We start from the raw sequence: 23,548 nt of genomic DNA, 5'->3' as shown, positions 1-23,548 counted from the left end.
ACGCCCCGTCCGCCGCCTGTAACAGGGCGGATGGAACTACCGGGACAACATCAACTCGTGTCCAACGAGGCCTGAGAGTTATGAGCAAGCGTCAAGAGTCCAAGTACAAGATCGACCGCCGCCTTGGCGTCAACCTGTGGGGCCGTGCCAAGAGCCCGCTGAACAAGCGCGAGTATGGCCCGGGCCAGCATGGCCAGCGCCGCAAGAAGCCGTCGGACTACGGTCTGCAGCTGATGGCCAAGCAGAAGCTGAAGGGCTACTACGGCAACATCGGCGAGAAGCAGTTCCGCCGCATCTATGCCGAGGCCGTCCGCCGCAAGGGCGACACCGGCGAGAACCTGGTCGGCCTGCTGGAGCGCCGTCTGGACGCGGTGGTCTACCGCATGAAGTTCGCGCCGACCCCGTTCGCCGCGCGCCAGCTGATCAACCACGGCCACATCCTGGTCAACGGCCGCCGCCTGAACATCGCGTCGGCCCGCATCAAGGACAACGACACCGTCGAGGTGCGCGCCAAGTCCAAGCAGATGGCGCTGATCCTGGAAGCCTCCGCTTCCGGCGAGCGTGACATCCCCGATTACCTGGAAGTCGACAGCAGCGCGCTGAAGGGCCGCTTCGTCCGCGCCCCGCTGCTGGCCGACGTTCCGTACCCGGTCCAGATGGAACCGAACCTGGTCATCGAGTTCTACTCGCGCTGATCGGTCGGCTCCCGCCGAACGCGAAAGGCCGCTCCCTCGGGAGCGGCCTTTTTGCTTTTCAGCGGGTCGCTTGCCAATGCGGTTCCTCCCGCATGCGGTGCTATTTCCGCCGCGTCAGCAGCAGCGCCGTCAGGTCGTCGTCGATGGGGCCGGTCGCGGTCAGGTCGCCGAGCAGGCCGGACAGCAGGGCGGCGTCGTCCGGCTCCTGCAGTCGGCGGGCGAACAGGGTGGCGAGGCCGTATTCGTCCAGAACCTCGTGGCTGTCCTCGCCGCCGATCGGAATCTCGATGGCGGCATCGGAGTAGAGGAACAGGCGGGCGCCGGGCGGCATCGGCATCAGGCGGCTGTCGTAGCTGGCCGACGCCAGCAGGCCGAGCGGCAGGCCGCTGCCGTCGCCCAGCCGCGGCGCCTCGTCGCCGGGATGCCACATCATCGGCGCCGTCGATCCGGCCGAGGCATAGTGGAACAGGCCGGCCGCCGGGTCGATCACGCCGGTCAGCATCGTCGCGAACTGGCCGCAGGGCAGCAGCCCGCACAGCCGTCGGTTCACGGCGGCCAGGAACTCCGCCGGGCTCAACTCCGTGCTGCCGATCTGGCGGCAGATGGCGTCCAGCCGGAAGGTGTTCAACGCCGCGCCGACGCCATGGCCGGAGAAATCAACCAGATAGATTGCCACCCGGCCGTCCGGCAGCCGATTGATTCCCCAGAAATCGCCGCCCAGCTCGGACGAGGGGGCGAAATGGGTATGGATGGCGATGCCGGTCGCCGCCTCCAGTTCCGCCAGCCGGTCGGGGCCGGGCAGCATCCGGGCCTGCATGGCACGGGCCAGCTCCAGCTCGGCTTCCGTGCGGCCGTGATACTGCTGCAGGTCGCGCAGCATGGTGCGCTTGCGCAGATGGATGCGGACGCGGGCCAGCAGTTCCACCGCGTTGATCGGCTTGGTGACATAGTCGGTCGCCCCGGCGGCGAAGGCGCGGGCGCGATCCTCCGCCCGGTTCAGGCTTGACTGCACCAGGACCGGCAGCGATTTCCAGCGCGGATCGGCGCGCAGGCGCCGGCACATCTCGAACCCGTCCATCTGCGGCATCATCAGGTCGAGCAGCACGAGGTCGGGCTTGAACCGCTCGATCCGGACCAGGGCGTCGTGCCCGTCCTCCGCCTGTTCGATCAGGGTGATGCCGCCGCGTTCCAGCAATGCCAGCAGCAGATGGCGGTTGATGCGGTTGTCGTCGACGACCAGCACACGGGCGCCGGCCAGCCCGTCGAAGGCATCGCGCGTCTCTATCGGCAGCAGTCCGGGCGGCGGGGAACCGGTCATGGCGCCGTCTCCCGCTCGATCCACAGCAAGGTGTGGTCGTCGCCGCTGGCCTGGCCCAGGGCAAAGCCCAGCGAGCGGACCACCGCGTCGAAACCCTCGCCTTCCGCCACCGCGCGGGCGATCATCCAGCCAAGCCCGATTCCGGTCCCGCCGGCGTCCAGCGCTTCCAGCACCGCGACGGAGTAGAGCGCCAGCACGCCGCCGCGCGGCAGTTCCATCATTTCGCTGCGATAGCGGGTGCCGGGGGCGATGCCGATCGGCAGGCCGGTGGCCAGGCCGAAATGCGGCCCGCCGTCATCATCCAGGATCATCGGCGGGGCGCCGTCGGCCGAGGCGTGGATGAAGCGGCCGGCCTCGCCGTCCACCACCCCATAGGTCATGGTCGCCTTTTCCCCCGCTGCCAGAAGCCCGGCGGCGCGGTCGTTCAGCGCGGTCAGCAGGCCGGCGGCATCCTGGCCGTGGATGGGCCCCAGCTCCTGCAGAAGGGTATGCAGGCGGAAGGCGTTCAGCGCCGCCGAAACCCCGCGGCCGGCGACATTCAGCAGATAGACGCCGAAGCGCCCTCCGCCGAGCGGCAGGAGCCCCCACAGGTCGCCGCCGAGATGGGGGGAGATCGCGCTGTGGGCCCGCAGGCGGCAGCCGGCGGCGGCGGCCACCGCGTCGCATTGCGCCGGGGTCGGCAACAGGTGCTCATGCATCGACCGGGCGATGGACAGTTCCGCCTCCACCCGCGCCCGATAGGCCTGCAGACGGCGGATCAGCACCCGGTCTTCCAGATGGATGCGCACGCGGGCCAGCAGTTCGGTGCGCTCCAGCGGCTTCGACACCAGATCCGTGGTGCCGGCGGCGAACGCGCGGTTGCGGTCCTCGCCGGACGACAGCGCGGTCTGCACCAGGATCGGCAGGTCGGCGGTCTCCGGCATGGCGCGCAGGCGGCGGCAGACCTCGAACCCGTCCATTCCCGGCATCATGATGTCGAGGATCAGCAGGTCGGGGAGAGCGGCCTCGATCATCGCCAGAGCCTCCAGCCCGCTTGCGGCGAAAGAGACCCTGCGGAAGCCGGCTTCGGCCAGGAAGGCGCCGATCAGGGTGCGGTTGAAGGCGGTGTCGTCCACCACCAGGATCGGGCAATCGAGAATGGTGCAGTCGGGTTCCTGGCAGTCGCAGGCACGGCCGTCCGGTCGCTGCGGATCGGCAAACCCGTCCGGGGGCGCCGACACGGCCGCGCAGCCGGGGCTATGCCATCCCGCCGCGGTCACAGCCGGAACCTCAGGCGGATGCTTCGGCCGCCATTTCCGATCTCCAGCTCTTCGGCGATGTTGCCGATCAGGTCGAGGCCACGGCCGGAGGCGCCGGAACTGATGCGCGGGCCGGGGGTGAAGCCGGCGCCTTCGTCGGTGACCTCCACCGTCGCCAGCGCGCGGCCATCCTGCGCCGGCTCAATCCGCACCGCGATGACGATGCGGCGGGCGGCCAGAGCCGGGTCGGCCAGACGGTCGCCCAAGTCGCGGGAAAAGCGTTCCAGTTCCTGCGCGCTCAACTCCTTCATGCCGGCGACGCCCAGATTGCCATGGACCAGCGCGTTGCTGACCGCCTCGTGCAGGGCCAGCTCCAGATCGTCGCGGCGATCCCCATCCAACGGGTGGCGCGCGTTCAGCGCAGCCAGAAGGCGCCCGCCGAGTTGGAGATCATGGGCAGTCCCGGTCGTCAGGTTGAGGTAGAGGTCGTTGGCCGCCGCTTCGGCGAGCAGCGGAGCCAGCCCGGCGGCCTCGCTTCCGGCGGGCGGCTCGATCCAGGCGGCGACGGGGGGGAGCCACAGCTCGTCGGCATCGCTGCCGGGGGACGCGCCGGTCAGCAGGATGGCCAGCGCCGCCGGCCCGGCGGGCTCCGCAACCGGGGCCAGACCCAGAGCCTGAGCCAGACCGGCTAGCCGTTCGGCCGGCATCCGGGGAGCGGCGATGCCGGCGAAGCGGGTGCGGCATCCGGTGATCTGGGTCGTCCCGTCGCTCACCGGGATCAGTCCTCCATCGGAACGATCTTGGCGATCTGCGCCACGGTCAGCACCCGCTTCACCTGACCGGCGGCGCCCCGCAGAACGAATTGCTTGGCAGCGCGGTCCATCTCCTCCCGCGCGATCAGCAGCATGCCGATGCCGGCGGAATCGACGAACTCCAGCGACGACAGGTCGAGCACCTGGCGCTTGAGCTTGTTCTGCCCCATCTCGCCGATCAGGGTCCGCAACTTTGCATGGTCGTTGAAGGTCAGGCGGCCGCGCAGGCGGACGACCGCCTCCTGATCGCGCACTTCTATGCCGTAATCCATAGCCCCGTCTTTCCGGAAAAGTGGTTCACTGTACAGGCGGCGGGCGCACCGCGCTAGAAGAGTTCAATATCACCGCCCGAGCCGCCTCCCCCTGCGGCATTGAGGTCGAGCACGCCGTTTTCGTCCAGCGCGGTGCCTTCCAGCAGCAATTTGCGGACGAAGCGCTCGCGCATCTCGCTGAGCGTGAATCGGCCCATCAGCTGGTTCAGCCATTCCTCCGGCTCCCGCGCGCCGATGCCGGCGGGCACCTGGGCACGGATTTGGGTTTCCAGCTCTCCCAGCCCGGCGCCCATGATGGCGAGGCTGTCGTTGATCGCCTCGATCCGCTGCTTGGTCAGGTCCTGGAACTGCATGCCGGTGATGACATGGGCGATGGTGGCGGACATGTCGGACGACACCGATGCAGCCGTTTCCAGCACCGACTGGAAATGGTTGGTCTGCGCCACCAGGCTGTCCATCGTCTTGTCGACGCGCTCCTTGGCCAGCATCTGCGGCGACATGTCGGTGTTGGCGATCTGGCGCAGGATGTCGTGGCCGTTGCGGACGCCCTTCACCACGGCGGTGACCTTGCTGCGCATGCGCTCGGCCAACTCGCCGGTGGAGCGGGAGAGGTGCCGCACCTCCTGCGCCACCACGGCGAAGGTGCGCCCGGCCTCGCCGGCGCGGCTGGCCTCGATGGTGGCGTTCAGCGCCAGGAAGTTGGTCTGGCGGTTGATGCCGTCGATGTCGCCGATCGACTTCTCCAGCTCGGCCACATCCTTCTGCACGTCGTCCAGCAGATAGACCATGCTCATGGCGTGGCGCGACAGGGTGACGATGTTGGTCACCATGTCGGTGATGATGTCCTGCATGCCGACGACCAGCGTGTCGAGCGGCACCCGTTCGCCGTCGATGTCGACCGACCCGGCCATGGCGACGATCTGGGCCACCCGCTCCGACTGTTCCAGCGCCTTCTGGGCCAGCTCGCGGAAACGGTCCGACAGATCGAGGGTGGAAGCCTCCACATGGTTCGAGGTGCGCGTCAGCTCGCCCTGCACGACGTCCAGCGTGCGGCGCTGCACATCGGCGAAGCCGAGCCATGTCGACAGAAGCTCCGCGGTGACCGCGACCTTGGCGTTTCCGCCCTGGGAGTTGTCCGGCGTCGCGGGCACGGCATCGGTGGAAGCGGGGGTAAACATACTGGTGCTCCTTGGAAACTCTGCCCGGGAAACCTTGCCCGGAAAAACTCTGCCCGGATGCCCGGTCGGATCAGGCGGTACGGGGGCGCTCGCCGACGGCGTCGAAGGCGCGCAGCATTTCGGCGGGGATTTGGCCGAGCGGCAGTTCGACCGCGACCGCGCCGGCCTCCTTGGCGGCCCGCGGCATGCCATAGACGACGCAGCTCGATTCCTGCTCGCCGATGGTGAAGGCGCCGGCATCGAACATGGCTTTCATGCCGATGGCGCCGTCGCGGCCCATGCCGGACAGGATGACGCCGACCGCATTGCCGCCTGCCGCCTTGGCGACGGAGGCGAACAGCACGTCGACCGACGGCCGGTGGCCGCTGACCGCGGGGGTGTCCTGGATGTGGCAGACGAAGCCGGCGGTGTCGCGGACGATGGCGAGATGGCGGTCGCCGGGGGCGATCAGCACCAGCCCCTGGGCCGGCCGGTCGCCATGGGCGGCCACCCGGACGGTGGGCGCCGACAGCCGGTCCAGCCGCGCCGCGAAGCTGGGCACGTAGCTGGGCCCCATATGCTGGGTGATGACGATGGGCGGGCAATCGGCCGGCATGGCGGCCAGCACGTCGCGGATGCGCTCCACCCCGCCGGTCGAGGCGCCGATGGCGATCAGCCGCTTGCCCGACCCGGCGCGGCGCGGCGTCGGCAGGACGCCGTGCGTGGCGGCCGGCCGGCGCATGGTCAGGCGCGCGGTGGCGGCGACGCGGATCTTGGAGACCAGCTCCATCGCCGTCGCCTCGAACCCGTGCCCGTCGGAGCCGCCGGGCTTGGCGACGCAGTCCACCGCCCCCAGTTCCAGCGCGCGGATGGCGGCGTCGGAACCCTCGCGGGTCAGGGAGGAGACCATGATGACCGGCGTCGGCCGCAGGGTCATGATCTTCTCCAGGAAGGACAGCCCGTCCATCTTCGGCATCTCGACGTCCAGGGTGATGACGTCGGGGTTGGTGGCCTTGATGACCTCGCGCGCCTCGAAGGGGTCGCGGGCGACGCCGGCGACCTCCATCCCGGCCTCCCGGCTCAGGATGTCCTTCAGCATTTCGCGCATCAGGGCGCTGTCGTCGACGATGACGACACGGATCGGTCTGGGCATCGGTCAGCTCCCTCCCGGATCGGCGGGCGCGAACAGTTCGACCTCGCCTTCCTCGGGGGTCTGGCTCAGGTGGGTGATGAAGCGACGTTCGCGGGTGACGGTGTCGGCCGCCGCCTCCGGCCGCAGCAGGCGCCGCAGCGCCCGGCCGCTGTGGGGGAAGTAATGCAGCCGCCGGGCGGAGCCGCCGCCCAGATCGTGGCCCGCCAGCATCAGTCCTTCCGCCCGCACGTAATCCAGGGCGAAACGGCTGTTCAGCCCGCCGATGTCGTAGCTCGACTCGATGACCCGGCCGCCGCCGAACAGCTTGACCTGCAGGCGCCGGCGTTCGGCCCCCGCCGCCAGCAGCGCGTTGATCAGCCGCTCCATCGCCACCGAGCCGTAGCGCGCGGCGACGCCGGCCCCCTCCAGTTCGCTCGCCGGCAGGTCGGGCAGCATGAAATGGTTCATGCCGCCGATGCCGCGCACCGGGTCGTGGATGCAGGCCGCCACGCAGGACCCCAGCGTCGTCGCGATCATCAGGTCGGGCCGGTCGCTGACCGCCTGCTGGCCCAGCGCGATCTTGACGGTGTCGACCTTGAATTCCTGGTTGAAGTAGCGCCCGCTGCCCAGACGGCGGGGGGATACGGCATGTGTGGAGTCGTGTCGGGGGAGGGGGGCGGCGTTCATCGCTCAGTCCCTCCGGTAGATCGTCGGACCGGCCTGCCGGAACAGGTTCGACACGCCATACAGGCTCTCCGAATGGCCAAGGAACAGATACCCGCCGGGGCGGAGCATCCGGGCGAAGTTTTCTATCACCTGCATCCGGCCGCGGCGGTCGAAATAGATCAGCACGTTGCGGCAAAAGATCGCGTCGAAGGGGCCGGACATCGGCCAATGTTCCAGCAGGTTCAGCGGCTTGACGGTGACGAGGCGTTTCAGCTCCTCACCCATCGCCACTGCCGGCTCGCCGTCCAGCCTCGTGTCCTGGGTGAAGCGCTGGCGGACCTGTGGCGGGATGCCGGTGGCGCCCGACAGCGGATAGATGCCGCGCCGGGCGGTGTCCACCATGTGGGTGTCGATGTCGGTGGCGAGGATGCGGGCGTCCCAGCGGCGCAGATCGGCGCCCATGGTGGAGACCAGAACCATCGCCATGGTGTAGGGCTCCGGCCCCGACGAACAGCCGGCCGACCACAGCCGCAGGCGCGGCTTCGATTGATGGGCGTTCAGGTCCCGCACCTCCGGCAGGACGGTGGAGGCGAGGAAGTCGAAATGGTGCGATTCGCGGTAGAAGCTGGTCAGGTTGGTGGTCAGCGCATTGACCAGGAAGCCGATCTCGTCCGCCACCTCGTCGCTCTGCAGCAGGGCGCAGTAAGCGTCGAAATCGGGCAGGCGCAACTCGCGCAGGCGCCGCGCCAGCCGGGCATAGACCATCTCGGCCTTGTGCGGGGCCAGCGCGATGCCGGCCAGCTGATAGAGCAGCCCGGCGATCAGGTCGAAATGGTGCCGCTCGAACCGGAACTCGCGTGCGCCGCCGAACACTGCGGCCGGCGAGGCGGCGAGGGAGCGCCGCAGCGTCGCGGGTTCGGTCGACAAGGCGGGCGAGCGGTCGGTCATCGCGGCACCGGTGGCGTCCTCAGGCGGATTTGCGAGAAGCGGACTGGCGGTCCAGGGTGAAGAAGGTCATCTGGCGGCGCAGCTGGTCGGCCTGTTCCTCCAGCGAGCGGGCGGCGGCGGTGCTTTCCTCCACCAGGGCGGCGTTCTTCTGGGTCATCTCGTCCATCTGGGCGATGGCGATGTTGACCTCGTCCAGGCCGGACGCCTGCTCGGCGGTCGCCCGCGCGATCTCCGACACCAGATCTGCGACGCGGCCGATGCCCGACACGATCTCGGTCAGGGAGCTGCCGGCGGAGCGCACGAGGTCGACGCCGTCGCGCACCTGCCCGCCGCTGTCCATGATCAGCGCCTTGATCTCCTTCGACGCCTGGGCGGAACGCTGGGCGAGCTGCCGCACCTCCTGCGCCACCACGGCGAAGCCGCGCCCGGCGTCGCCGGCCCGCGCCGCCTCCACCGCCGCGTTCAGCGCCAGCAGGTTGGTCTGGAAGGCGATCTCGTCGATCACCCCGATGATGTCGGAGATCTTCTGCGACGACTGCTCGATCCGGCGCATCGCCTCCACCGCGCTGGTCGCCACGCCGCCGCCGCGCGAGGCCGCGCTCCGCGCCTCGGTGGCATAGCCGTTGACCTGCTGGGCGTTGTCGGCATTGGAGCGCACGGTGGCGGCGAGCTGTTCCATGCTGGCCGCGGTCTCCTCCAGCGAGGAGGCCTGCTGTTCGGTCCGTTCCGACAGATCCAGGCTGCCTTCCGCCACCTCGCGGCTGGCGACGGCGATGGAGCCGGCGGCCTGGTCGATGCGCTGGACGATCTCCGACAGGCGGGCGACCGTGCCGTTGAAGTCGTCCTTCAGCCGCTGGAACACGCCTTCGTACTGCTTGTCGATGCGGCGGGTCAGGTCGCCCTGCGACAGCGCCTCCAGCACCGAGGCGAGTTCCTCGGTGACGCCGGCGATGTTCTCCGACAGCCGGTTGATGCCCTCGCTCACCAGCCGGAAGAAGCCGGTCTTGCCGTCCAGCGCGATGCGGTGGGTGAAGTCGCCGCGCACGGCATTCTCCACCATGGAACCGATCTCCGCCTCGATCGCCAGCTCCTCGGTCAGGTCGCGCCATTCGATGACGGTGCCCAGCCTCTCGCCCTGGCGGCTGACCACCGGGTTGGCGATGACCTGGAAGGTGCGGCCGCCGGTCTTGGCCAAGCCGCGGTGGGTCTGGGTCAGGTCGGCCAGCAGGCGGCGCTGGTGGCCGGGGTCGCGGTGGAAAACGTCGAAGTTGCGGCCGACCAGCGCGTTCGGGTCGAAGCCGGGCAGCGAGACGCGCAGGTCCGCCTCGGCATGGCGGAACATCGCCATGATCGAATCGTTGGCGTAGAGGATGCGGCCGTCGATGTCCGCCATCATGATGTTGGCCGACACCCGTTCCAGCGCGATGCGGGAGCGCAGTGCCTCCACCGCCTCGTCCTTGAAGGCCGCGACGGCGCGGGCCATGTCGCCCAGCTCGTCCTGCTGGCCGGTGTGGGGGACGCTGACCGACAGCTTGCCTTCGGTCAGGTCGGCCATCACCCGGCGGATGCCGGTGACCGGCCCGATGATCGAGGCGGCGATGCGGTTGGCGGCGACGATGCCGATCACCAGCGACAGCAGCCCAAGACCCAGCGTCAGACGGATGGTGAAGGTGGCTTCGGTCTCGGCTTCGGCCTCCGTCACCTTGGCGCTGGCGGCAATGGAGGCGACGATGCCGTCGATGGCGCGGTTGATCGCGGCGGCGGCGGCGGCGAGGTCGTCGGTCAGCCGCTTCGCCTCGTCGTTGGCGGCCATCGCGTCGCGGAAGGCGGCACGGTAGTCGGCGGCGCGGGCGTCGATCTCGCGCAGGGCCGCCAGCAGGCCGCCATTGCTGCGGACCATGGACGACAGCCGGGCGATGCTTTCGCTCATCGCCTTTCCCACCGCCTCGACCTGCGCCGCGGCGGCGGCGTCGCGCAGGCCGATGGCGCGGTTGGCCTGGAAGCGGGTCATCAGCCAGCGGTTCTCCACCTCCTGCACACCGAAGGCGAAGTCCTTGTCGCCCGACGTCTCGGCGGCGGACACGATGTCCTCCAGCCGCTTGGTCACCTGGGCGCCCAGCGGGTCCATGCGCTCGTGCAGCAGGCGGTCGGCCCGTTCGCGCACGGCGCGCACCGCCTCGAACCGCTCATGGTAGGCGGTGTGCAGGCTGCCCAGTTCGGCGAAGGCGGCGGCCTGGGGCGAGGCCTTCAACTTGGCCTGCCGGGCCGCCATCGCCTGGTCGAACTCGCCGCGCAGGACGCGCAGCCGGTCCAGCGCCTCGGTCGAGCCGATGTTGATGTACTCGCGGGTCTGCAGCCGTTCGGCGGCCAGACGGCTTTCCAGGTCCTTGGCGAAGACGGCGAGGTCGCCCGACGCGATGACGCCGTCGACGCGGCGGTTCAGCCCGTCCAACCCGTAGATGCCGGTGCCGGACTGGGCGGCGATCAGCACCAGCAGCAGGCCGAAGGCCAGCCACAGCCGCTTGGCGATGCGCATGTTGCTGAGGAAGGTGCCGGCCTTGGCGATCGTACCGTCGGTGGCCATCGGTGACGTTCCCTCTTTTTATTGTTTCTCGTTGCGGCTGGCCTGCCGGGGGCTCGGCAGCCTGCCGCGGTCAGGTCGATTCCAGGGCGGCGCGGGGCATGGCGTCCTGATCGACATGCTCGCCCGCGAACAGCTTGCCCACGTTCAGCAGGGTCACCATGCGGTTCTCGGCGGTGTAGAGGCCGCTGAGATACTCGGCGTCGATCAGCCCGCTGTCGACGTCGGGCGGCGGCTTGATCGCGTCATGGCCGATGGCCAGGATGTCGGAAATCGCGTCGACCAGGATGCCGCGCGTGCGCTCGCCCACCTGCATCACCACCACGACATGGCGCTTCGTCACCTGGGTCAGGCCGCCGCCGAAGCGGGCCCGCAGGTCGAAGATCGGGATGATGATGCCGCGCAGGTTGATGACGCCGCGGACATAGTCGGGGAGATTCGGCAGGCGGCTTTCCGGCGTCCAGCCGCGGATTTCGCGCACGGCCAGGATGTTGACGCCATATTCCTCGCTGCCGACCGTGAAGGTCACATACTGCTCCTCCGTCCCGTTGGCGGCGGAGCCTGCGGCCGAAAGGTCGGTGCGGGAGCTGACGGGGGCGATTGCGGTGGAACTGCTCATCGCTGGGCCTCAAACCGTTTGGCGTTGACGCTGGGCGGACCTGTCCGCCGGGGCGGGCAGGGACGGGGGAGGGGTGGTGGCGGACGGGCCGGCGGGATCGCTGCCGGAGCCGTGGCGGCTCATTTCGCGCAGGCCCGCCACGTCCAGGATCAGGGCGACCCGGCCGTCGCCCAGGATGGTTGCGGCGGCGACGCCGTCCAGCCGGCGGAAGTTGGCTTCCAGGCTTTTGATGACGACCTGCTGCTGTCCCAGCACCTCGTCCACCACAAGGCCGAGGCGGGAGCCGTCCTCCGTCTCCACCAGCACGACAAGCCCCCTGGTGGCGTCGTCGATGGCCTTGGGGATGCCGAACAGCCGGTGCAGGTGGACCAGCCGCACGTACTCGCCGCGTGCCATCATGACGTCGCATTTGTTGACCAGCCCATGCAGGTCGGCGGGCTTCGGCCGCAGGCTTTCCACGATGTTGGTCAGCGGCAGGACGAAACGCTCCTCCCCCACCGAGATCACCATGCCGTCCAGCACCGCCAGCGTCAGCGGCAGTGACAGGACGAAGCGCGAGCCCTCGCCCGGCGTCGAATAGACGCCGATGCGCCCGCCCAGGCTGGTGATGTTCCGCCGCACCACGTCCATGCCGACGCCGCGGCCGGACAGGTTCGACACCTGATCGGCGGTGGAGAAGCCGGGCAGGAAGATCAGGTTGTCGATCTCCTCGTCCGACAGGCTGGCTCCCGGCTGGACCAGCCCCTTCTCGATCGCCTTGGACAGCACCTTGGCGCGGTTGATGCCGCGGCCGTCGTCGGTCACCTCGATCACGATGCGGCCGGACCGGTGGGCGGCCGACAGATGCACGGTGCCGGCGCGCGGCTTGCCGATGCGCTCCCGCTCGTCCGGGCCTTCCAGCCCATGGTCGATGGAGTTGCGGATCATGTGGGTCAGCGGATCGACGAGGTTCTCCACCACCGTCTTGTCGACCTCCGTCGTCTCGCCCGAGGTGACCAGCATCACCTCCTTGCCGGTCATGGCGGCGCATTCGCGCACCAGCCGCGGCATGCGCGAGAAGACGCTGGAGACGGGCTGGGCGCGGATCGACATCACGCTCTCGCGCAGTTCGCGGGTGTGCTGGGCGAGGCCTTCCAGACCTTCCAGCAGCTCCTGGAACTGGCCGGGCGGCAGGTCGCGCAGATGCTCCGCGATCATCGCCTGGGTGATGACCATCTCGCCGACCATGTTGACCAGCCGGTCGATCTTGTCGAGGTCGACGCGGATGGTGTGGGTGGTCGGCCCGGTATGATCGCCGCCGCCCGTGCCGCCAGCACCGCCGTTGGGGCGCTTGGCGCCGTCGCCGGGCTTCGCCGAGCCCGAGGTGGTGGCGGCCGGAGTCGCTGGCGGGGGTGGGGGAGCGGCAGGTTCCGGCAGGTTGGCGGCGACCGGGACGGGAGCCGCTTGAGGTGCCGGGGCGGGTTCCGCCGGCGCAATGATCGCGGGCGGCGGGGCTTCGGCGCTGATGCGGATGTCGCAGTCGTCGGCGACGAATTCGAACACGTCGTCGATCTGGGCGCGGTCGACCTGCGGGTCGGCCAGCAGCGTCACCGTCCAGGACAGGTGCAGCAGTTCGGCGTCGAGGTCGCGCAGCGACGGCAGCTGGTCCAGATGGCAGACCACCTCCGCCTCGCCCAGCCGGCGCAGAGCGCGCAGCATGTAGGTCGGTTCGTTGCCCGACAGCAGCAGTTCGGCCTTCGGGCGGAAGACGATGGTCCAGCGGACCTTGCCCTCCGGGACCGGGCCGGATGGCGCTGGGGTCGGGTGATCGTCGCGGGCGGCCTGGATGGCGGCCAGGGCGTCGCCGAAGATGCCGGCCTCGTCATCCTCGTCGTCGGGATAGAGCGTGGCTGGCGGCGCTGCGGGCGCGGGCGCCGTCGGCGCTTCGCCCTTGCCCAGGAAGCGGCGGAGCGCGGCGACGGTGTCGTCGGTGGTGCCGGCCGGCGCCTCCGTCTCGTCGGAGGCATGGGACAGCAGGCGCGCCAGCAGGTCGTTGGCGCGGATCAGCGTGTCGACCAGTTCGGTGGTGACCGGAATCTCGGCGTTGCGCACGCCGTCCATCACCGTTTCGAATTCATGGGCGAAGGCGACGAGATCGTTGAATCCGAAGGCGCCGCCGCCGCCCTTGATCGAATGGACGGCGCGGAAGATCGCGTTCACCTCGTCCATGTCGACCTCGCCGGGGGCGAGGCGCAGCAGCCCGGCCTCGGCGACGGCCAGCAATTCGGCGCTCTCGTCGAAGTAGGTCTGCTTGAAGCGGCTGAGATCGTCCACGGCTGTACCCCTTCCTTCGCTGACGGCTCGCGGTCAGCCGCAGACCTTCTGCACCACCGACACCAGCTTGTCGGGGTTGAAGGGCTTCACGATCCAGCCGGTGGCGCCGGCGGCGCGGCCCTCGGCCTTCTTGCTTTCGTCCGCTTCGGTGGTCAGCATCAGGATCGGCAGGGTGCGGTGGGCCGGGATGGCGCGCAGCCTGCGGATCAGGGTCAGCCCATCCATCACCGGCATGTTCAGGTCGGTGATGACCAGATCGACCTTGGTGGCGGCGATGGCGCTCATCGCCTGCTGGCCGTCGGCGGCCTCCACCACCTCATAGCCGGCACCGCGCAGGGTGAAGGACACCATGTCGCGCATGGTCCGCGAGTCATCCACCGTCATCACTTTTTTCTTCACGCACGCCTCCACTGCTTCAGCCAGCCGGCCAGCCCCAGATCCTCGCAGGCATCGGCGAGGACCTCCGACGGGCGCAGAATGGCGAAGGAATTTCCCTGTTCCGCCGCATCGCGGGCGGCGACGACCAGCGCCTGGACGCAGGCGACGCTGATGCGCTCCACCGCGTCCGCCTGGACGCCGACGTCCACCGAGGCCTTGAAGGCGGCGCGCAGGCTGTCGAGCAGAGGTTGCGCCATGGGCAAATCGAGGTCGCTCGGCAGGCCCAGGCGAATGCGCCCGTCATCCTCCTCCGTCCACTTGATCAGCGACACGCCACCCCTCCGTCCAATGCCGGCCCGCTCCTGCGCACTCCGGTTGCAGGAGCGACGTTGCCAGAAGGCGTCTCAAGGATTCGTTAAGCGGACGTGGTGGACGGACCGGGCGTCGTCGGGAAGTTGGGGATAACCGCAGTCAAAATTGGGACATGCTGCCGGGACCGGTGCGGGGGTATGCGGATCAGCCCTTTGCCCGCGCGATCAGCGGACGGAATTCCGCCAGCACCGATTCATAGACCGGCCGTTTGAAGGCGACGATCAGGCCCGGCAATTCCTCGGCATCGATCCATTTCCAGGCGTCGAATTCCGGATGGTCGGTGTCGAGCCGGATGTCGGTCTCGGTTCCCGTGAAGCGGGCCAGCATCCACATCTGCTCCTGCCCGCGCCAGCGGCCCTTCCATACCTTGCCCAGCAGGTCGTCGGGCAGGTCGTAACGGTGGGGGGCGGCGGTCATGGCGATGAACTCCGCCTTGGCGGTGCCGATCTCCTCTTCCAACTCGCGGAAGGCGGCGCTGCGGGCGTCCTCGCCGTCGTCGACGCCGCCCTGGGGCATCTGCCAGTCGGCCTCCGACCCGCAGCGCCGGGCGACGAACACCTCGCCGCGGTCGTTCAGCAGCATGATGCCGACGCAGGGGCGGTAGGGCAGGGCGTCACGGTCGATGGAGGCGGTCATGCCGGGGGAACTCCGTTGGGGTCAGGTCTTGGTGATGAAGAAATAGACGGTCATGCCCGCCCCCACCAGGATCACCATCTTGCGCAGGACCGGCGGCGGGATGTGGCGGGCGACCGACGCGCCGGCATAGCCGCCGGCCATGGCGGCGACCAGCATGACCAGCGCCTCCGGCCAATAGACCGCTCCGCCGGCGACGAAGGCCGCCACGGCGACGGCGTTCAGGCATCCGGAGACCAGCGACTTCAGCCCGTTCATGGCGTGCAGGTCGGTCAGGCCGAAGACGCCGAGCGTCGCCAGGATCAGGATACCGATGCCGCCGCCGAAATAGCCGCCATAGACGGCGATCAGGAATTGCACCGCCAGCACCGTGCCGTGGCCGATGGTGAAGTTGCGGCGGATCCAGGCCGACGCGGTCGGGCCGACGGCGAACAGCAGCGTCGCGAACAGCAGAAGCCAGGGAACGATGATCTCGAAGGTCTTTTGCGGCGTCCACAGCAGCAGCAGGGCGCCCAGCAGCCCGCCCACCAGGCTGATGCCGAGGAAGGAGGGCAGGTGGATGTCGCGGATGCGGCCCAGTTCCCGCCGATAGCCGAAGGCGCTGGCCAGCGCGCCGGGCGACACCGCGACGGTGCTGGTGGCGTTGGCGTTCAGCGGCGGAACCCCGGCGAGGATCAGCGCCGGAAAGGTCAGGAAGCTGCCGCCCCCGGCCACGGCGTTCAGCACGCCCGCGAAAAAGGCGGAGACGATCAGCAGCAGCGTCAGCATGTCACCTTACCCGAAACCCAGCCCGGCCATGGAACGGCGCGTTGCGTTTTGCACACGCCCGCCCATACCGCAACGCCGAAGTCCCACAACCGCGCGGCTTTCGCAACCCCGAACAATTCGTTAAGGTCGTCGTCCCTTCAACGGATAGAGTGTCTGGAGACCTCCATGTCCGCCCTGCTCGACACCACCGACGCCCTGCACGACCAGATGATCGCCCTCGGCCGCGCCGCCCGCGCCGCCGCGGCCGCGCTGGCGACCGTGCCAGGACCGTCGAAGGACCGGGCACTGAGGGCGGCGGCGGCGGCCATCCGCGCCCGCGCGTCCGAGATCAAGGCCGCGAATGCCGAGGACATGGCGAACGCCCGCGACCTGTCCGGCCCCATGCGCGAACGGCTGATGCTGGACGACAAGCGCATCGAGGCGATGGCCAAGGGGTTGGAGGACATCGCCGACTTCCCCGATCCCATCGGCGGCGTGCTGGCGGAATGGACGCGGCCCAACGGCCTGCGCATCCAGCGTGTCCGCGTGCCGCTGGGCGTCGTCGGCATCATCTATGAAAGCCGGCCCAACGTGACCGCGGACGCCGGCGGCATCTGCCTGAAGTCGGGCAACGCCGCCATCCTGCGCGGCGGGTCGGAGAGCATCCGCTCGTCCCGCGCCATTGCCGACTGCCTGGTGCAGGGACTGCGCGAAGCGGGGCTGCCGGAGGCGGCGATCCAGCTGGTGCCGACCACCGACCGCGCCGCCGTCGGCCACATGCTGACGATGCGCGACCACATCGACGTCATCATCCCGCGCGGCGGCAAGTCGCTGATCCAGCGCATCGCCGACGAAAGCCGGGTGCCGGTCATCAAGCACCTGGACGGCAACTGCCATGTCTATGTCGATGCCGGCGCCGACCTGGAGAAGGCGCGCAAGGTGGTGCTGAACGCCAAGATGCGCCGCACCTCCATCTGCGGCGCCGCCGAGACGCTGCTGGTCGACCGCGCCATCGCCGACACGGCGCTGCCGGTTCTGGTGAAGGACCTGCTGGATGCCGGCTGCGCCGTGCGCGGCGACGCGGCGGCCCAGGCGGCCGATCCGCGGGTGACGGCGGTGGCGCCGGAGGATTGGGACACCGAGTATCTCGACGCCATCATCGCCTGCGGCGTGGTGGACGGGGTGGATGCGGCAATCGACCACATCAACGCCCACAGCTCCCACCACACCGAATCGATCCTGACCGAGGATTCGGCGGCGGCGGAGCGGTTCCTGTCGCGGGTGGACAGCGGCATCGTGCTGTGGAACGCCTCGACCCAGTTCGCCGACGGCGGCGAGTTCGGCATGGGGGCGGAGATCGGCATCTCCACCGACAAGTTCCACGCCCGCGGCCCGGTGGGTGCCGAGCAGCTGACCAGCTACAAGTATGTCGTGCGCGGCGATGGCCAGACGCGACCGTAAGGAAAAGGCCCCCCACCTCTATTCCGGCCCGCTCTATGCCGGCCTCACCGTCGGCATTCTCGGCGGGTCGTTCAATCCGGCCCATGCCGGGCACCGGCACATCAGCCTGTTCGCGCTGAAGGCGTTGGGGCTCGACCGCGTCTGGTGGATGGTCAGCCCGCAGAACCCGCTGAAGTCGGCGTCCGGCATGGCTTCGCTGTCCGACCGGATGGCGGAGGCGCGGGCGGTCGCCGCCCATCCGCGGATCGAGGTGACGGCGATCGAGACCGCGCTCGGCACCCGCTTCACCGCCGACACGCTGGTCAAGCTTCAGCGCCGCTTTCCCCGAACACGCTTCGTTTGGTTGATGGGGGCGGACAATTTGCGACAAATTCCGCGCTGGAAGCATTGGAATCGAATCTTCGACTCGGTGGCCGTTGCGGTTTTCGCCCGTCCAACCTATTCTCTTGGTGCGTTGAGCGGCAAGGCCGCCCAACGCTACACCCGTCGACGGGTGTCGGTGTCGGGGGTCAAAGGGCTGGCGCGCCGCAGGCGGCCGGCCTGGGCGTTCTTACGCAACCCCTTGCACCCGGCCTCGGCGACGGCGATCCGGCAGGCACGGGCCGCCGGGTCGTGAAACCGTTGCAAGAGGTTGGAGCCATCACCACGCACACCGAAACGGCCGCGACCGCTCCGCGGCCAGCCGCCGTTCCCCAGATCCTGGAACCGCAGGACCTGAAGGCGCTCATTCAGGCGTCGCTCGACGCCGATCAGGCGGATGACGTCACCGTCATCGATCTCGCCGGGAAAACCACCTTCGCCGATTACATGATCGTGGCGTCGGGCCGCAACACGCGGCACATCGCCGCCATGGCGATGAAGCTGGCCGAAAAGCTGAAGCAGGCCGGCGTCCGCGGCGTCGAGATGGAAGGCATGGCCCAGTGCGACTGGGTGCTGGTCGATGCCGGCGACGTGATCGTCCACCTGTTCAAGCCGGAAGTCCGGACCTTCTACAACATCGAGAAGATGTGGGGTCTGGAACTGCCGACGCCGTCGGGCACGGCGCGGCTGAGCGCCTGACAGGACGAGGGCGGAGGGCCGCACCATGCGTCTGTGGCTCGCCGCCGTCGGGCGGTCGCGGGGCGGACCGACCCGCGACCTGTTCGACGAGTATGTCGGACGGCTCGGGTGGCCCTTCACCCTGAAGGAGGTCGAGGTGAAGAAGCGCCTCTCCTCCGAAGAATTGAAACGGCAGGAGGCGGAGCTGCTGCTCGCCGCCGTGCCGGCCGGCGCCATCGTGGTGGCGCTCGACGAACGCGGCAAGGCACTGCCCAGCGAGAGTTTCGCCGCCAAGATCGGCGACTGGCGCGACCGCGGCGCCGGCGACCTCGCCTTCCTGATCGGCGGTGCCGACGGCCATGGCGACGCGGTGCGCGCGCGGGCCGACTTCCTGCTCGCCTTCGGGCCGATGACCTGGCCCCACATGCTGGTGCGCGGCATGCTTGCGGAGCAACTCTATCGCGCCCAACAAATTCTTGCCGGTCACCCCTATCACAGGTCCTGATTCCCTGCGTCGCATCCGGCGCGCGGAAAAGCGCCGGAGCGGAAAAACACAAAACTCCGAGACCACAACCTTTCGAGAAAGGTAAGCGCGATGACCGAGACCAACCGACCCCGCCCTGTCGTCCTCTGCATTCTGGACGGCTGGGGCTATCGCGAGGAGCGGTCCGACAACGCGATTGCGCTGGGCGACACCCCGAACTGGGACCGCCTGTGGTCGGCCGAGCCGACGGCCTTCCTCGACGCCAGCGAGGAGGAGGTCGGCCTGCCCAAGGGCCAGATGGGCAACTCCGAGGTCGGGCACATGAATCTCGGCGCCGGCCGGGTGGTGATGCAGGACCTCGTGATGATCGACCACGCCATCGTCGAGGGCGATCTGGAGCGCAACGCTGCGCTGAACGATCTGGTCAAGGCGATGCACAAGACCGGCGGGCGCGTCCATCTGATGGGCCTGCTGTCGCCGGGCGGCGTCCATTCGCACCAGGACCACATCGCCGCGCTGGCCGGCGTGCTGTCGCGCGAGGGCGTGCCGGTGGCCGTCCATGCCTTCACCGACGGCCGCGACGTGCCGCCGCAGAGCGCCAAGGATCAGGTCGCAGAGTTCATGGCCGACGTCTATGAGCTGCCGGGCGTCGAGGTGGCGACCGTCATCGGCCGCTATTACGCCATGGACCGCGACAAGCGCTGGGACCGTGTCGCCAAGGCCTATGCCGCGATGACCAAGGCGGAGGGCGAGCGCGCCGCCGACCCGATCCAGGCGATCGAGCAGAGCTATGCCGCCGACAAGCATGACGAGTTCATCCTGCCGACGGTGATCGGCGACTATGCCGGCATGAAGGACGGCGACGCCATCCTGATGGCGAATTTCCGCGCCGACCGCGCCCGCGAGATCCTGGCCGCCTATGTCGATAAGGATTTCGACGGCTTCCCGGTGGAGGGTGCGCCGAAGCTGGCCGCCGCCGTCGGCATGGTCGAATATTCGTCGGTGCTGGCGAAGCTGATGACCACCATCTTTCCGCCGAAATCTCTCACCAAGGTGCTGGGCGAGGTGGTTTCCGAGGCCGGAATGAAGCAGCTGCGCATCGCCGAGACGGAGAAGTACCCGCACGTCACCTTCTTCTTCAACGGCGGCGAGGAGCGGGTCTATGAGGGCGAGGACCGCATCCTGGTGCCGTCGCCGAAGGTCGCCACCTACGACCTGCAGCCGGAGATGTCCGCCGCCGAGGTGACCGGCAAGCTGGTCGGCGCCATCGATTCCGGAAAGTACGACCTGATCGTCGTCAACTTCGCCAACCCCGACATGGTCGGCCACAGCGGCATGCTCGACGCCGCCATCAAGGCGGTGCAGGCGGTCGACGGCAGCCTGGGTCAGGTGGAGGCGGCGGTGCGCCGCGCCGGCGGCACCATGCTGGTCACCGCCGATCACGGCAACTGCGAGCTGATGAAGGATCCGGAGACCGGCGGCCCGCACACCGCCCACACGCTGGACAAGGTGCCGCTGATCCTGATCAACGGCCCGGCCGGTGCGCGCATCGAGAGCGGGCGTCTGGCCGACATCGCGCCGACGCTGCTCGATCTGCTGGGCCTGCCGAAGCCGGCCGAGATGACCGGCCGCAACCTGCTGGTCCGCACCGCCGCCCGCGCGGCGGCGGAGTAACGGATGGCGCCGCGTGGCTCTTTCATGCCGTATTCCCCCTCTCCCCCCCGGGGAGAGGGTCGGGGTGAGGGGGACGCGTGGCGTGGAGTCGCGGGAAGCCCGGCGCTTGGTCCTGCATTTGGATTTACATTCCGAAATGCATCCCCCTCACCCAGCCCTCTCCCCAGGGGGGAGAGGGTATCCGGGGCGGGAGAGGGAATCCTCGCCGGCTTCGTCATCATCGCCGGCCTGATTCTCGCCCAGCCGGCGAATGCGCAATCGGAAGCGCCCAAGGACACGCTGAAGCGCGTCGAGCAGCAGCTTCAGACCGGCAAGCAGCGCCAGCAGCAGCTGGAACGCCAGTCCCAGGCGCTTCAGACCGAACTCGACGACCTGCGCGGCCGGCTGATCTCATTGGCCGATCAGGCGCGCGGGCAGGAACAGGCACTCGATCAGCTGGAGGACTCGCTCGCCGCGCTGGAGGCGGAGGAGCGCGAACGTTCCGCCGGTCTCGACGCCGAACGGCAGCAGATCGCCACCCTGTTGGCCGCCCTGCAGCGGCTGGCGCGCATCCCGCCGGAAGCGGCGCTGGCCCGGCCGGAAAGCCCGGTCGATACGCTGCGCTCCGCCCTGCTGCTGCGCGATGCGGTGCCGGCGCTGAAGGCGCGGGCCGATGCCTTGGCCCGGGCGCTGACCGCACTGGCCGACACCCGCGGCAAGCTGGTGGGCCAGCGGGCGAAGGCGCTGGCGGCGCGGGTGGCGCTGTCGGAAAAGCAGGACGAGATGAACCGCCTGATCGCCCGGCGCGAGGAGCTGTCGCGCCAGACGGAGGAGGAGCGCGTCCAGGTCGGCCAGCGCATGGCGGACCTGTCCGGCCAGGCCACCGACCTGCGCCAGCTGATGGAGCGGGTCGAGGCCGAACGCCGCGCCGCGATTGAGGCCGCCGCCCGCCGCGAAGCCGAACGGCGCGAGGCGGAACGCAAGGAAGCCGCCCGCCGGGAGGCGGAAAAGCGCGAGGCCGAACGCCGCCTTGCCGCGCAGAAGGAAGCGGAGCGCAAGGCGGCCGAACGTAAGCTGGCCGAACTGCGCGCCGCGGAGCAGAAGGTGGCGGAAGAGAAGGCCGCCGAGGAAAAGCGGGCGAAGAACGCAGCCGCCAGGGAAGCGGCGCGCGAGCGGGAGCTGGCCGCCCGCGCTCCGGACGGCCCGCCGGCCGTCGCCGGCATGGTGCTGCCCGCCGCCGGCAAGCTGACCACCCGCTTCGGCGAAGCCGACCGCTTCGGCGCCACCAGCCGCGGCGTGACGGTGCAGACCCGTCCCGGCGCGGCCGTGGTGGCGCCGCGCGGCGGCACGATCGTGTTCGCCGGCCCGTTCAAGGGCTATGGCCTTATCTTGATCGTGGAACACGGCAACGGATATCATAGTTTGATTGCGGGTTTGGGCCGGATCGACACGGCCGTCGGGCGTAAGGTGGCCAGCGGGGAACCGCTGGCGGTCATGCCGTCGGACGGCAATCCGGATCTCTATTTCGAGCTGCGACGAAACGGCCAGCCGATCAACCCGCAACGCGGGTTCGGCGCCCCGGAGGGGAAAGGACAAGGGTAGATGAGGATGATCAAGCGCGCCGCCACGGCGGCTGCTCTGGTGTTTCTGGGCGCCGGCGTCGCCACCGTCACCGCGCAGTCCAGCAATTCGTCGGACACCTACCGGCAGCTGAACCTGTTCGGCGACGTCTTCGAGCGTGTCCGCGCCGAATATGTCGAGCCGGTGACCGATGAACAGCTGATCGAATCGGCGATCAACGGGATGCTGACTTCGCTCGACCCGCATTCCAGCTATCTGAACAAGAAGAGCTTCCAGGACATGCAGGTCCAGACCCGCGGCGAGTTCGGCGGGCTGGGCATCGAGGTGACGATGGAGAACGGCCTGGTGAAGGTCGTTTCGCCCATCGACGACACCCCGGCCTTCCGCGCCGGCCTGCAGCCGGGCGACCTGATCGTCCAGCTGAACGGCGAGGCGGTGATGGGCCTCAGCCTGAACGAGGCGGTGGAGAAGATGCGCGGGCCGGTGGGCAGCGAGCTGAAGGTCACCGTCCGCCGCGGCGAGGCGGGCGAGCCCTTCACCGTTTCGCTGACCCGCGCCGTCATCAAGGTGCAGTCGGTCCGCTACCGCACGGAAGGCGACATCGGCTATATCCGCATCACCAGCTTCAACGAGCAGACGCAGAGCGGGCTGGAGAAGGCGATCTCCTCCATCCAGCAGCAGTTGGGCGACAAGCTGAAGGGCTTCGTGCTCGACCTGCGCAACAATCCGGGCGGCCTGCTCGATCAGGCGGTGTCGGTGTCCGATACCTTCCTGGAAAAGGGCGAGATCGTGTCGACCCGCGGCCGCCGGGCGGAGGAGGGCACCCGCTTCAACGCCAAGCCGGGCGACCTGATCAAGGGGCTGCCGATGGTGGTGCTGGTCAACGGCGGTTCGGCCTCGGCCTCGGAAATCGTCGCCGGCGCCCTGCAGGACCACAAGCGTGCGATCATCATGGGCACCCAGAGCTTCGGCAAGGGATCGGTGCAGACCATCATCCCGCTGCCCGGCCATGGCGCCATGCGCCTGACCACGGCGCGCTACTACACGCCGTCGGGCCGTTCGATCCAGCAGCTGGGCATCACCCCGGACATCGAGGTGCATGTCGCCAAGGTGGAGGATCTGGACAAGAACGTCATCCGCCGCCGCGAGGCCGACCTGAAGGGCGCGCTGGTCAACCCCGACGCCTCCAACAAGGCGCCGCGTCCGGCCACCACCAACCCGGCCGCTCCCGGCACGCCGGCTGCTCCCAATCCGGGGGCGCCCGCTCCGGGTCCGGGCGCCGGCGCTGCTCCGGGGGCTGCTCCTGCGCCGGGTGCCGCTCCGGCCGAGGGGGCGGCGGCGGAAGGGGCCGAGCCGCCCTTCGACTTCCAGCTCGCCCGCGCGCTGGATCTGCTGCGTGGCGTCGCCCTGTTCCAGCAGCGCGCCGCGGCGCGCTGACCGGAGCAACCGA

The 23,548-nt window shown here is 69.2% G+C and carries 23 protein-coding genes; 8 read left to right on the top strand and 15 right to left on the bottom strand.

The features are described from left to right. Positions 1-80 precede the first annotated feature (80 nt). Positions 81-695 carry a 30S ribosomal protein S4 gene (rpsD, locus tag FZ029_RS03465; protein ID WP_014248629.1) on the top strand — a complete coding sequence of 205 codons (615 nt, stop codon included), beginning with the start codon at positions 81-83 and terminating at the stop codon, positions 693-695. Positions 696-795: 100 nt separating this feature from the next. Here the strand turns inward: rpsD and FZ029_RS03460 are convergent, their stop codons facing one another. The 15 genes from FZ029_RS03460 to FZ029_RS03390 all read right to left on the bottom strand — a co-directional run bounded on the left by FZ029_RS03460 (position 796) and on the right by FZ029_RS03390 (position 15,902). Continuing rightward, positions 796-2,013, bottom strand: coding sequence for a SpoIIE family protein phosphatase (locus FZ029_RS03460; RefSeq protein WP_149268024.1), 1,218 nt, complete (start codon positions 2,011-2,013; stop codon positions 796-798). Continuing rightward, complete coding sequence (locus tag FZ029_RS33885; protein ID WP_149268023.1) at positions 2,010-3,233, bottom strand: fused response regulator/phosphatase; 1,224 nt, start codon at positions 3,231-3,233, stop codon at positions 2,010-2,012. Before FZ029_RS33885 ends, FZ029_RS03460 begins: the two co-directional genes overlap by 4 nt. Before the next feature lie 35 nt (positions 3,234-3,268). Beyond that, positions 3,269-4,024, bottom strand: coding sequence for an ATP-binding protein (locus FZ029_RS03450; RefSeq protein ID WP_149268022.1), 756 nt, complete (start codon positions 4,022-4,024; stop codon positions 3,269-3,271). Positions 4,025-4,029: 5 nt separating this feature from the next. Continuing rightward, a complete protein-coding gene (locus FZ029_RS03445) occupies positions 4,030-4,335 on the bottom strand; it encodes an STAS domain-containing protein (RefSeq protein WP_085090120.1) in 306 nt (101 codons plus the stop codon). Between the two features lie 53 nt (positions 4,336-4,388). Continuing rightward, entirely contained in the window at positions 4,389-5,513 is a 1,125-nt protein-coding gene (locus tag FZ029_RS33880) for a methyl-accepting chemotaxis protein (protein ID WP_282184126.1), read from the bottom strand. 70 nt (positions 5,514-5,583) lie between these two features. Beyond that, positions 5,584-6,645, bottom strand: a complete 1,062-nt coding sequence (locus FZ029_RS03435) for a chemotaxis response regulator protein-glutamate methylesterase (protein ID WP_149268021.1) — start codon at positions 6,643-6,645, stop codon at positions 5,584-5,586. Positions 6,646-6,648: 3 nt separating this feature from the next. Continuing rightward, positions 6,649-7,311: a chemotaxis protein gene (locus FZ029_RS03430; protein WP_149268020.1), complete on the bottom strand. Its 663-nt coding sequence runs from the start codon at positions 7,309-7,311 to the stop codon at positions 6,649-6,651. Between the two features lie 3 nt (positions 7,312-7,314). Then, a complete protein-coding gene (locus FZ029_RS03425) occupies positions 7,315-8,238 on the bottom strand; it encodes a protein-glutamate O-methyltransferase (protein ID WP_149268019.1) in 924 nt (307 codons plus the stop codon). A 19-nt stretch (positions 8,239-8,257) separates the two neighbouring features. After that, positions 8,258-10,822 carry a methyl-accepting chemotaxis protein gene (locus tag FZ029_RS03420; protein WP_149268018.1) on the bottom strand — a complete coding sequence of 855 codons (2,565 nt, stop codon included), beginning with the start codon at positions 10,820-10,822 and terminating at the stop codon, positions 8,258-8,260. Positions 10,823-10,892: 70 nt separating this feature from the next. Continuing rightward, a complete protein-coding gene (locus FZ029_RS03415) occupies positions 10,893-11,438 on the bottom strand; it encodes a chemotaxis protein CheW (protein WP_149198024.1) in 546 nt (181 codons plus the stop codon). A 9-nt stretch (positions 11,439-11,447) separates the two neighbouring features. Further along, complete coding sequence (locus FZ029_RS03410; protein ID WP_149268017.1) at positions 11,448-13,751, bottom strand: chemotaxis protein CheA; 2,304 nt, start codon at positions 13,749-13,751, stop codon at positions 11,448-11,450. A gap of 33 nt (positions 13,752-13,784) precedes the next feature. Further along, the gene (locus FZ029_RS03405) at positions 13,785-14,135 is read right to left on the bottom strand and encodes a response regulator (protein WP_247892131.1); all 351 of its coding nucleotides are present in this window, start codon (positions 14,133-14,135) and stop codon (positions 13,785-13,787) included. Positions 14,136-14,146: 11 nt separating this feature from the next. After that, on the bottom strand, positions 14,147-14,461 hold the full coding sequence (locus FZ029_RS03400; RefSeq protein ID WP_149268015.1) for an STAS domain-containing protein: 315 nt from the start codon (positions 14,459-14,461) through the stop codon (positions 14,147-14,149). A gap of 184 nt (positions 14,462-14,645) precedes the next feature. After that, a complete protein-coding gene (locus FZ029_RS03395; protein WP_149268014.1) occupies positions 14,646-15,137 on the bottom strand; it encodes an RNA pyrophosphohydrolase in 492 nt (163 codons plus the stop codon). A 21-nt stretch (positions 15,138-15,158) separates the two neighbouring features. Further along, positions 15,159-15,902 carry a sulfite exporter TauE/SafE family protein gene (locus FZ029_RS03390; RefSeq protein WP_149268013.1) on the bottom strand — a complete coding sequence of 248 codons (744 nt, stop codon included), beginning with the start codon at positions 15,900-15,902 and terminating at the stop codon, positions 15,159-15,161. A 165-nt stretch (positions 15,903-16,067) separates the two neighbouring features. Between FZ029_RS03390 and FZ029_RS03385 the strand changes: the two genes are divergently transcribed. The 7 genes from FZ029_RS03385 (at position 16,068) to FZ029_RS03355 (ending at position 23,535) form a co-directional block, all read left to right on the top strand. Further along, entirely contained in the window at positions 16,068-17,342 is a 1,275-nt protein-coding gene (locus FZ029_RS03385; protein WP_149268012.1) for a glutamate-5-semialdehyde dehydrogenase, read from the top strand. After that, a complete protein-coding gene (locus FZ029_RS03380; protein ID WP_149268011.1) occupies positions 17,323-17,958 on the top strand; it encodes a nicotinate-nucleotide adenylyltransferase in 636 nt (211 codons plus the stop codon). Before FZ029_RS03385 ends, FZ029_RS03380 begins: the two co-directional genes overlap by 20 nt. Next, positions 17,955-18,401, top strand: coding sequence for a ribosome silencing factor (gene rsfS / locus FZ029_RS03375; protein ID WP_014248611.1), 447 nt, complete (start codon positions 17,955-17,957; stop codon positions 18,399-18,401). Before FZ029_RS03380 ends, rsfS begins: the two co-directional genes overlap by 4 nt. A gap of 25 nt (positions 18,402-18,426) precedes the next feature. Beyond that, positions 18,427-18,885 (top strand): 23S rRNA (pseudouridine(1915)-N(3))-methyltransferase RlmH, encoded by a 459-nt coding sequence (gene rlmH / locus FZ029_RS03370; protein WP_136704485.1) that lies wholly within the window; start codon positions 18,427-18,429, stop codon positions 18,883-18,885. A gap of 90 nt (positions 18,886-18,975) precedes the next feature. After that, positions 18,976-20,538: a 2,3-bisphosphoglycerate-independent phosphoglycerate mutase gene (gene gpmI, locus FZ029_RS03365; RefSeq protein ID WP_149268010.1), complete on the top strand. Its 1,563-nt coding sequence runs from the start codon at positions 18,976-18,978 to the stop codon at positions 20,536-20,538. A gap of 24 nt (positions 20,539-20,562) precedes the next feature. Next, positions 20,563-22,119, top strand: coding sequence for a peptidoglycan DD-metalloendopeptidase family protein (locus FZ029_RS03360; protein ID WP_247892130.1), 1,557 nt, complete (start codon positions 20,563-20,565; stop codon positions 22,117-22,119). After that, on the top strand, positions 22,120-23,535 hold the full coding sequence (locus FZ029_RS03355; protein WP_149268009.1) for a S41 family peptidase: 1,416 nt from the start codon (positions 22,120-22,122) through the stop codon (positions 23,533-23,535). The last annotated feature ends 13 nt before the right edge of the window (positions 23,536-23,548 follow it).

Source organism: Azospirillum sp. Sh1 (assembly GCF_008365135.1).
Classification (GTDB): domain Bacteria; phylum Pseudomonadota; class Alphaproteobacteria; order Azospirillales; family Azospirillaceae; genus Azospirillum; species Azospirillum oryzae.
This window is presented reverse-complemented; position numbering and strand designations above follow the sequence as displayed.

Coding starts and splice junctions, on each gene's coding strand:
- FZ029_RS03360 (WP_247892130.1), top strand. CDS start 20,563: ATGCCGTATTCCCCCTCTCCCCCCCGGGGAGAGGGTCGGGGTGAGGGG.
- FZ029_RS03460 (WP_149268024.1), bottom strand. CDS start 2,013: ATGACCGGTTCCCCGCCGCCCGGACTGCTGCCGATAGAGACGCGCGAT.
- FZ029_RS03390 (WP_149268013.1), bottom strand. CDS start 15,902: ATGCTGACGCTGCTGCTGATCGTCTCCGCCTTTTTCGCGGGCGTGCTG.
- FZ029_RS03445 (WP_085090120.1), bottom strand. CDS start 4,335: ATGGATTACGGCATAGAAGTGCGCGATCAGGAGGCGGTCGTCCGCCTG.
- FZ029_RS03385 (WP_149268012.1), top strand. CDS start 16,068: ATGTCCGCCCTGCTCGACACCACCGACGCCCTGCACGACCAGATGATC.
- rpsD (WP_014248629.1), top strand. CDS start 81: ATGAGCAAGCGTCAAGAGTCCAAGTACAAGATCGACCGCCGCCTTGGC.
- FZ029_RS03435 (WP_149268021.1), bottom strand. CDS start 6,645: ATGCCCAGACCGATCCGTGTCGTCATCGTCGACGACAGCGCCCTGATG.
- FZ029_RS03415 (WP_149198024.1), bottom strand. CDS start 11,438: ATGAGCAGTTCCACCGCAATCGCCCCCGTCAGCTCCCGCACCGACCTT.
- FZ029_RS33880 (WP_282184126.1), bottom strand. CDS start 5,513: ATGTTTACCCCCGCTTCCACCGATGCCGTGCCCGCGACGCCGGACAAC.
- FZ029_RS03405 (WP_247892131.1), bottom strand. CDS start 14,135: ATGACGGTGGATGACTCGCGGACCATGCGCGACATGGTGTCCTTCACC.
- FZ029_RS03395 (WP_149268014.1), bottom strand. CDS start 15,137: ATGACCGCCTCCATCGACCGTGACGCCCTGCCCTACCGCCCCTGCGTC.
- FZ029_RS03355 (WP_149268009.1), top strand. CDS start 22,120: ATGAGGATGATCAAGCGCGCCGCCACGGCGGCTGCTCTGGTGTTTCTG.
- rlmH (WP_136704485.1), top strand. CDS start 18,427: ATGCGTCTGTGGCTCGCCGCCGTCGGGCGGTCGCGGGGCGGACCGACC.
- FZ029_RS03425 (WP_149268019.1), bottom strand. CDS start 8,238: ATGACCGACCGCTCGCCCGCCTTGTCGACCGAACCCGCGACGCTGCGG.
- FZ029_RS03430 (WP_149268020.1), bottom strand. CDS start 7,311: ATGAACGCCGCCCCCCTCCCCCGACACGACTCCACACATGCCGTATCC.
- gpmI (WP_149268010.1), top strand. CDS start 18,976: ATGACCGAGACCAACCGACCCCGCCCTGTCGTCCTCTGCATTCTGGAC.
- FZ029_RS03420 (WP_149268018.1), bottom strand. CDS start 10,822: ATGGCCACCGACGGTACGATCGCCAAGGCCGGCACCTTCCTCAGCAAC.
- FZ029_RS03380 (WP_149268011.1), top strand. CDS start 17,323: ATGGCCAGACGCGACCGTAAGGAAAAGGCCCCCCACCTCTATTCCGGC.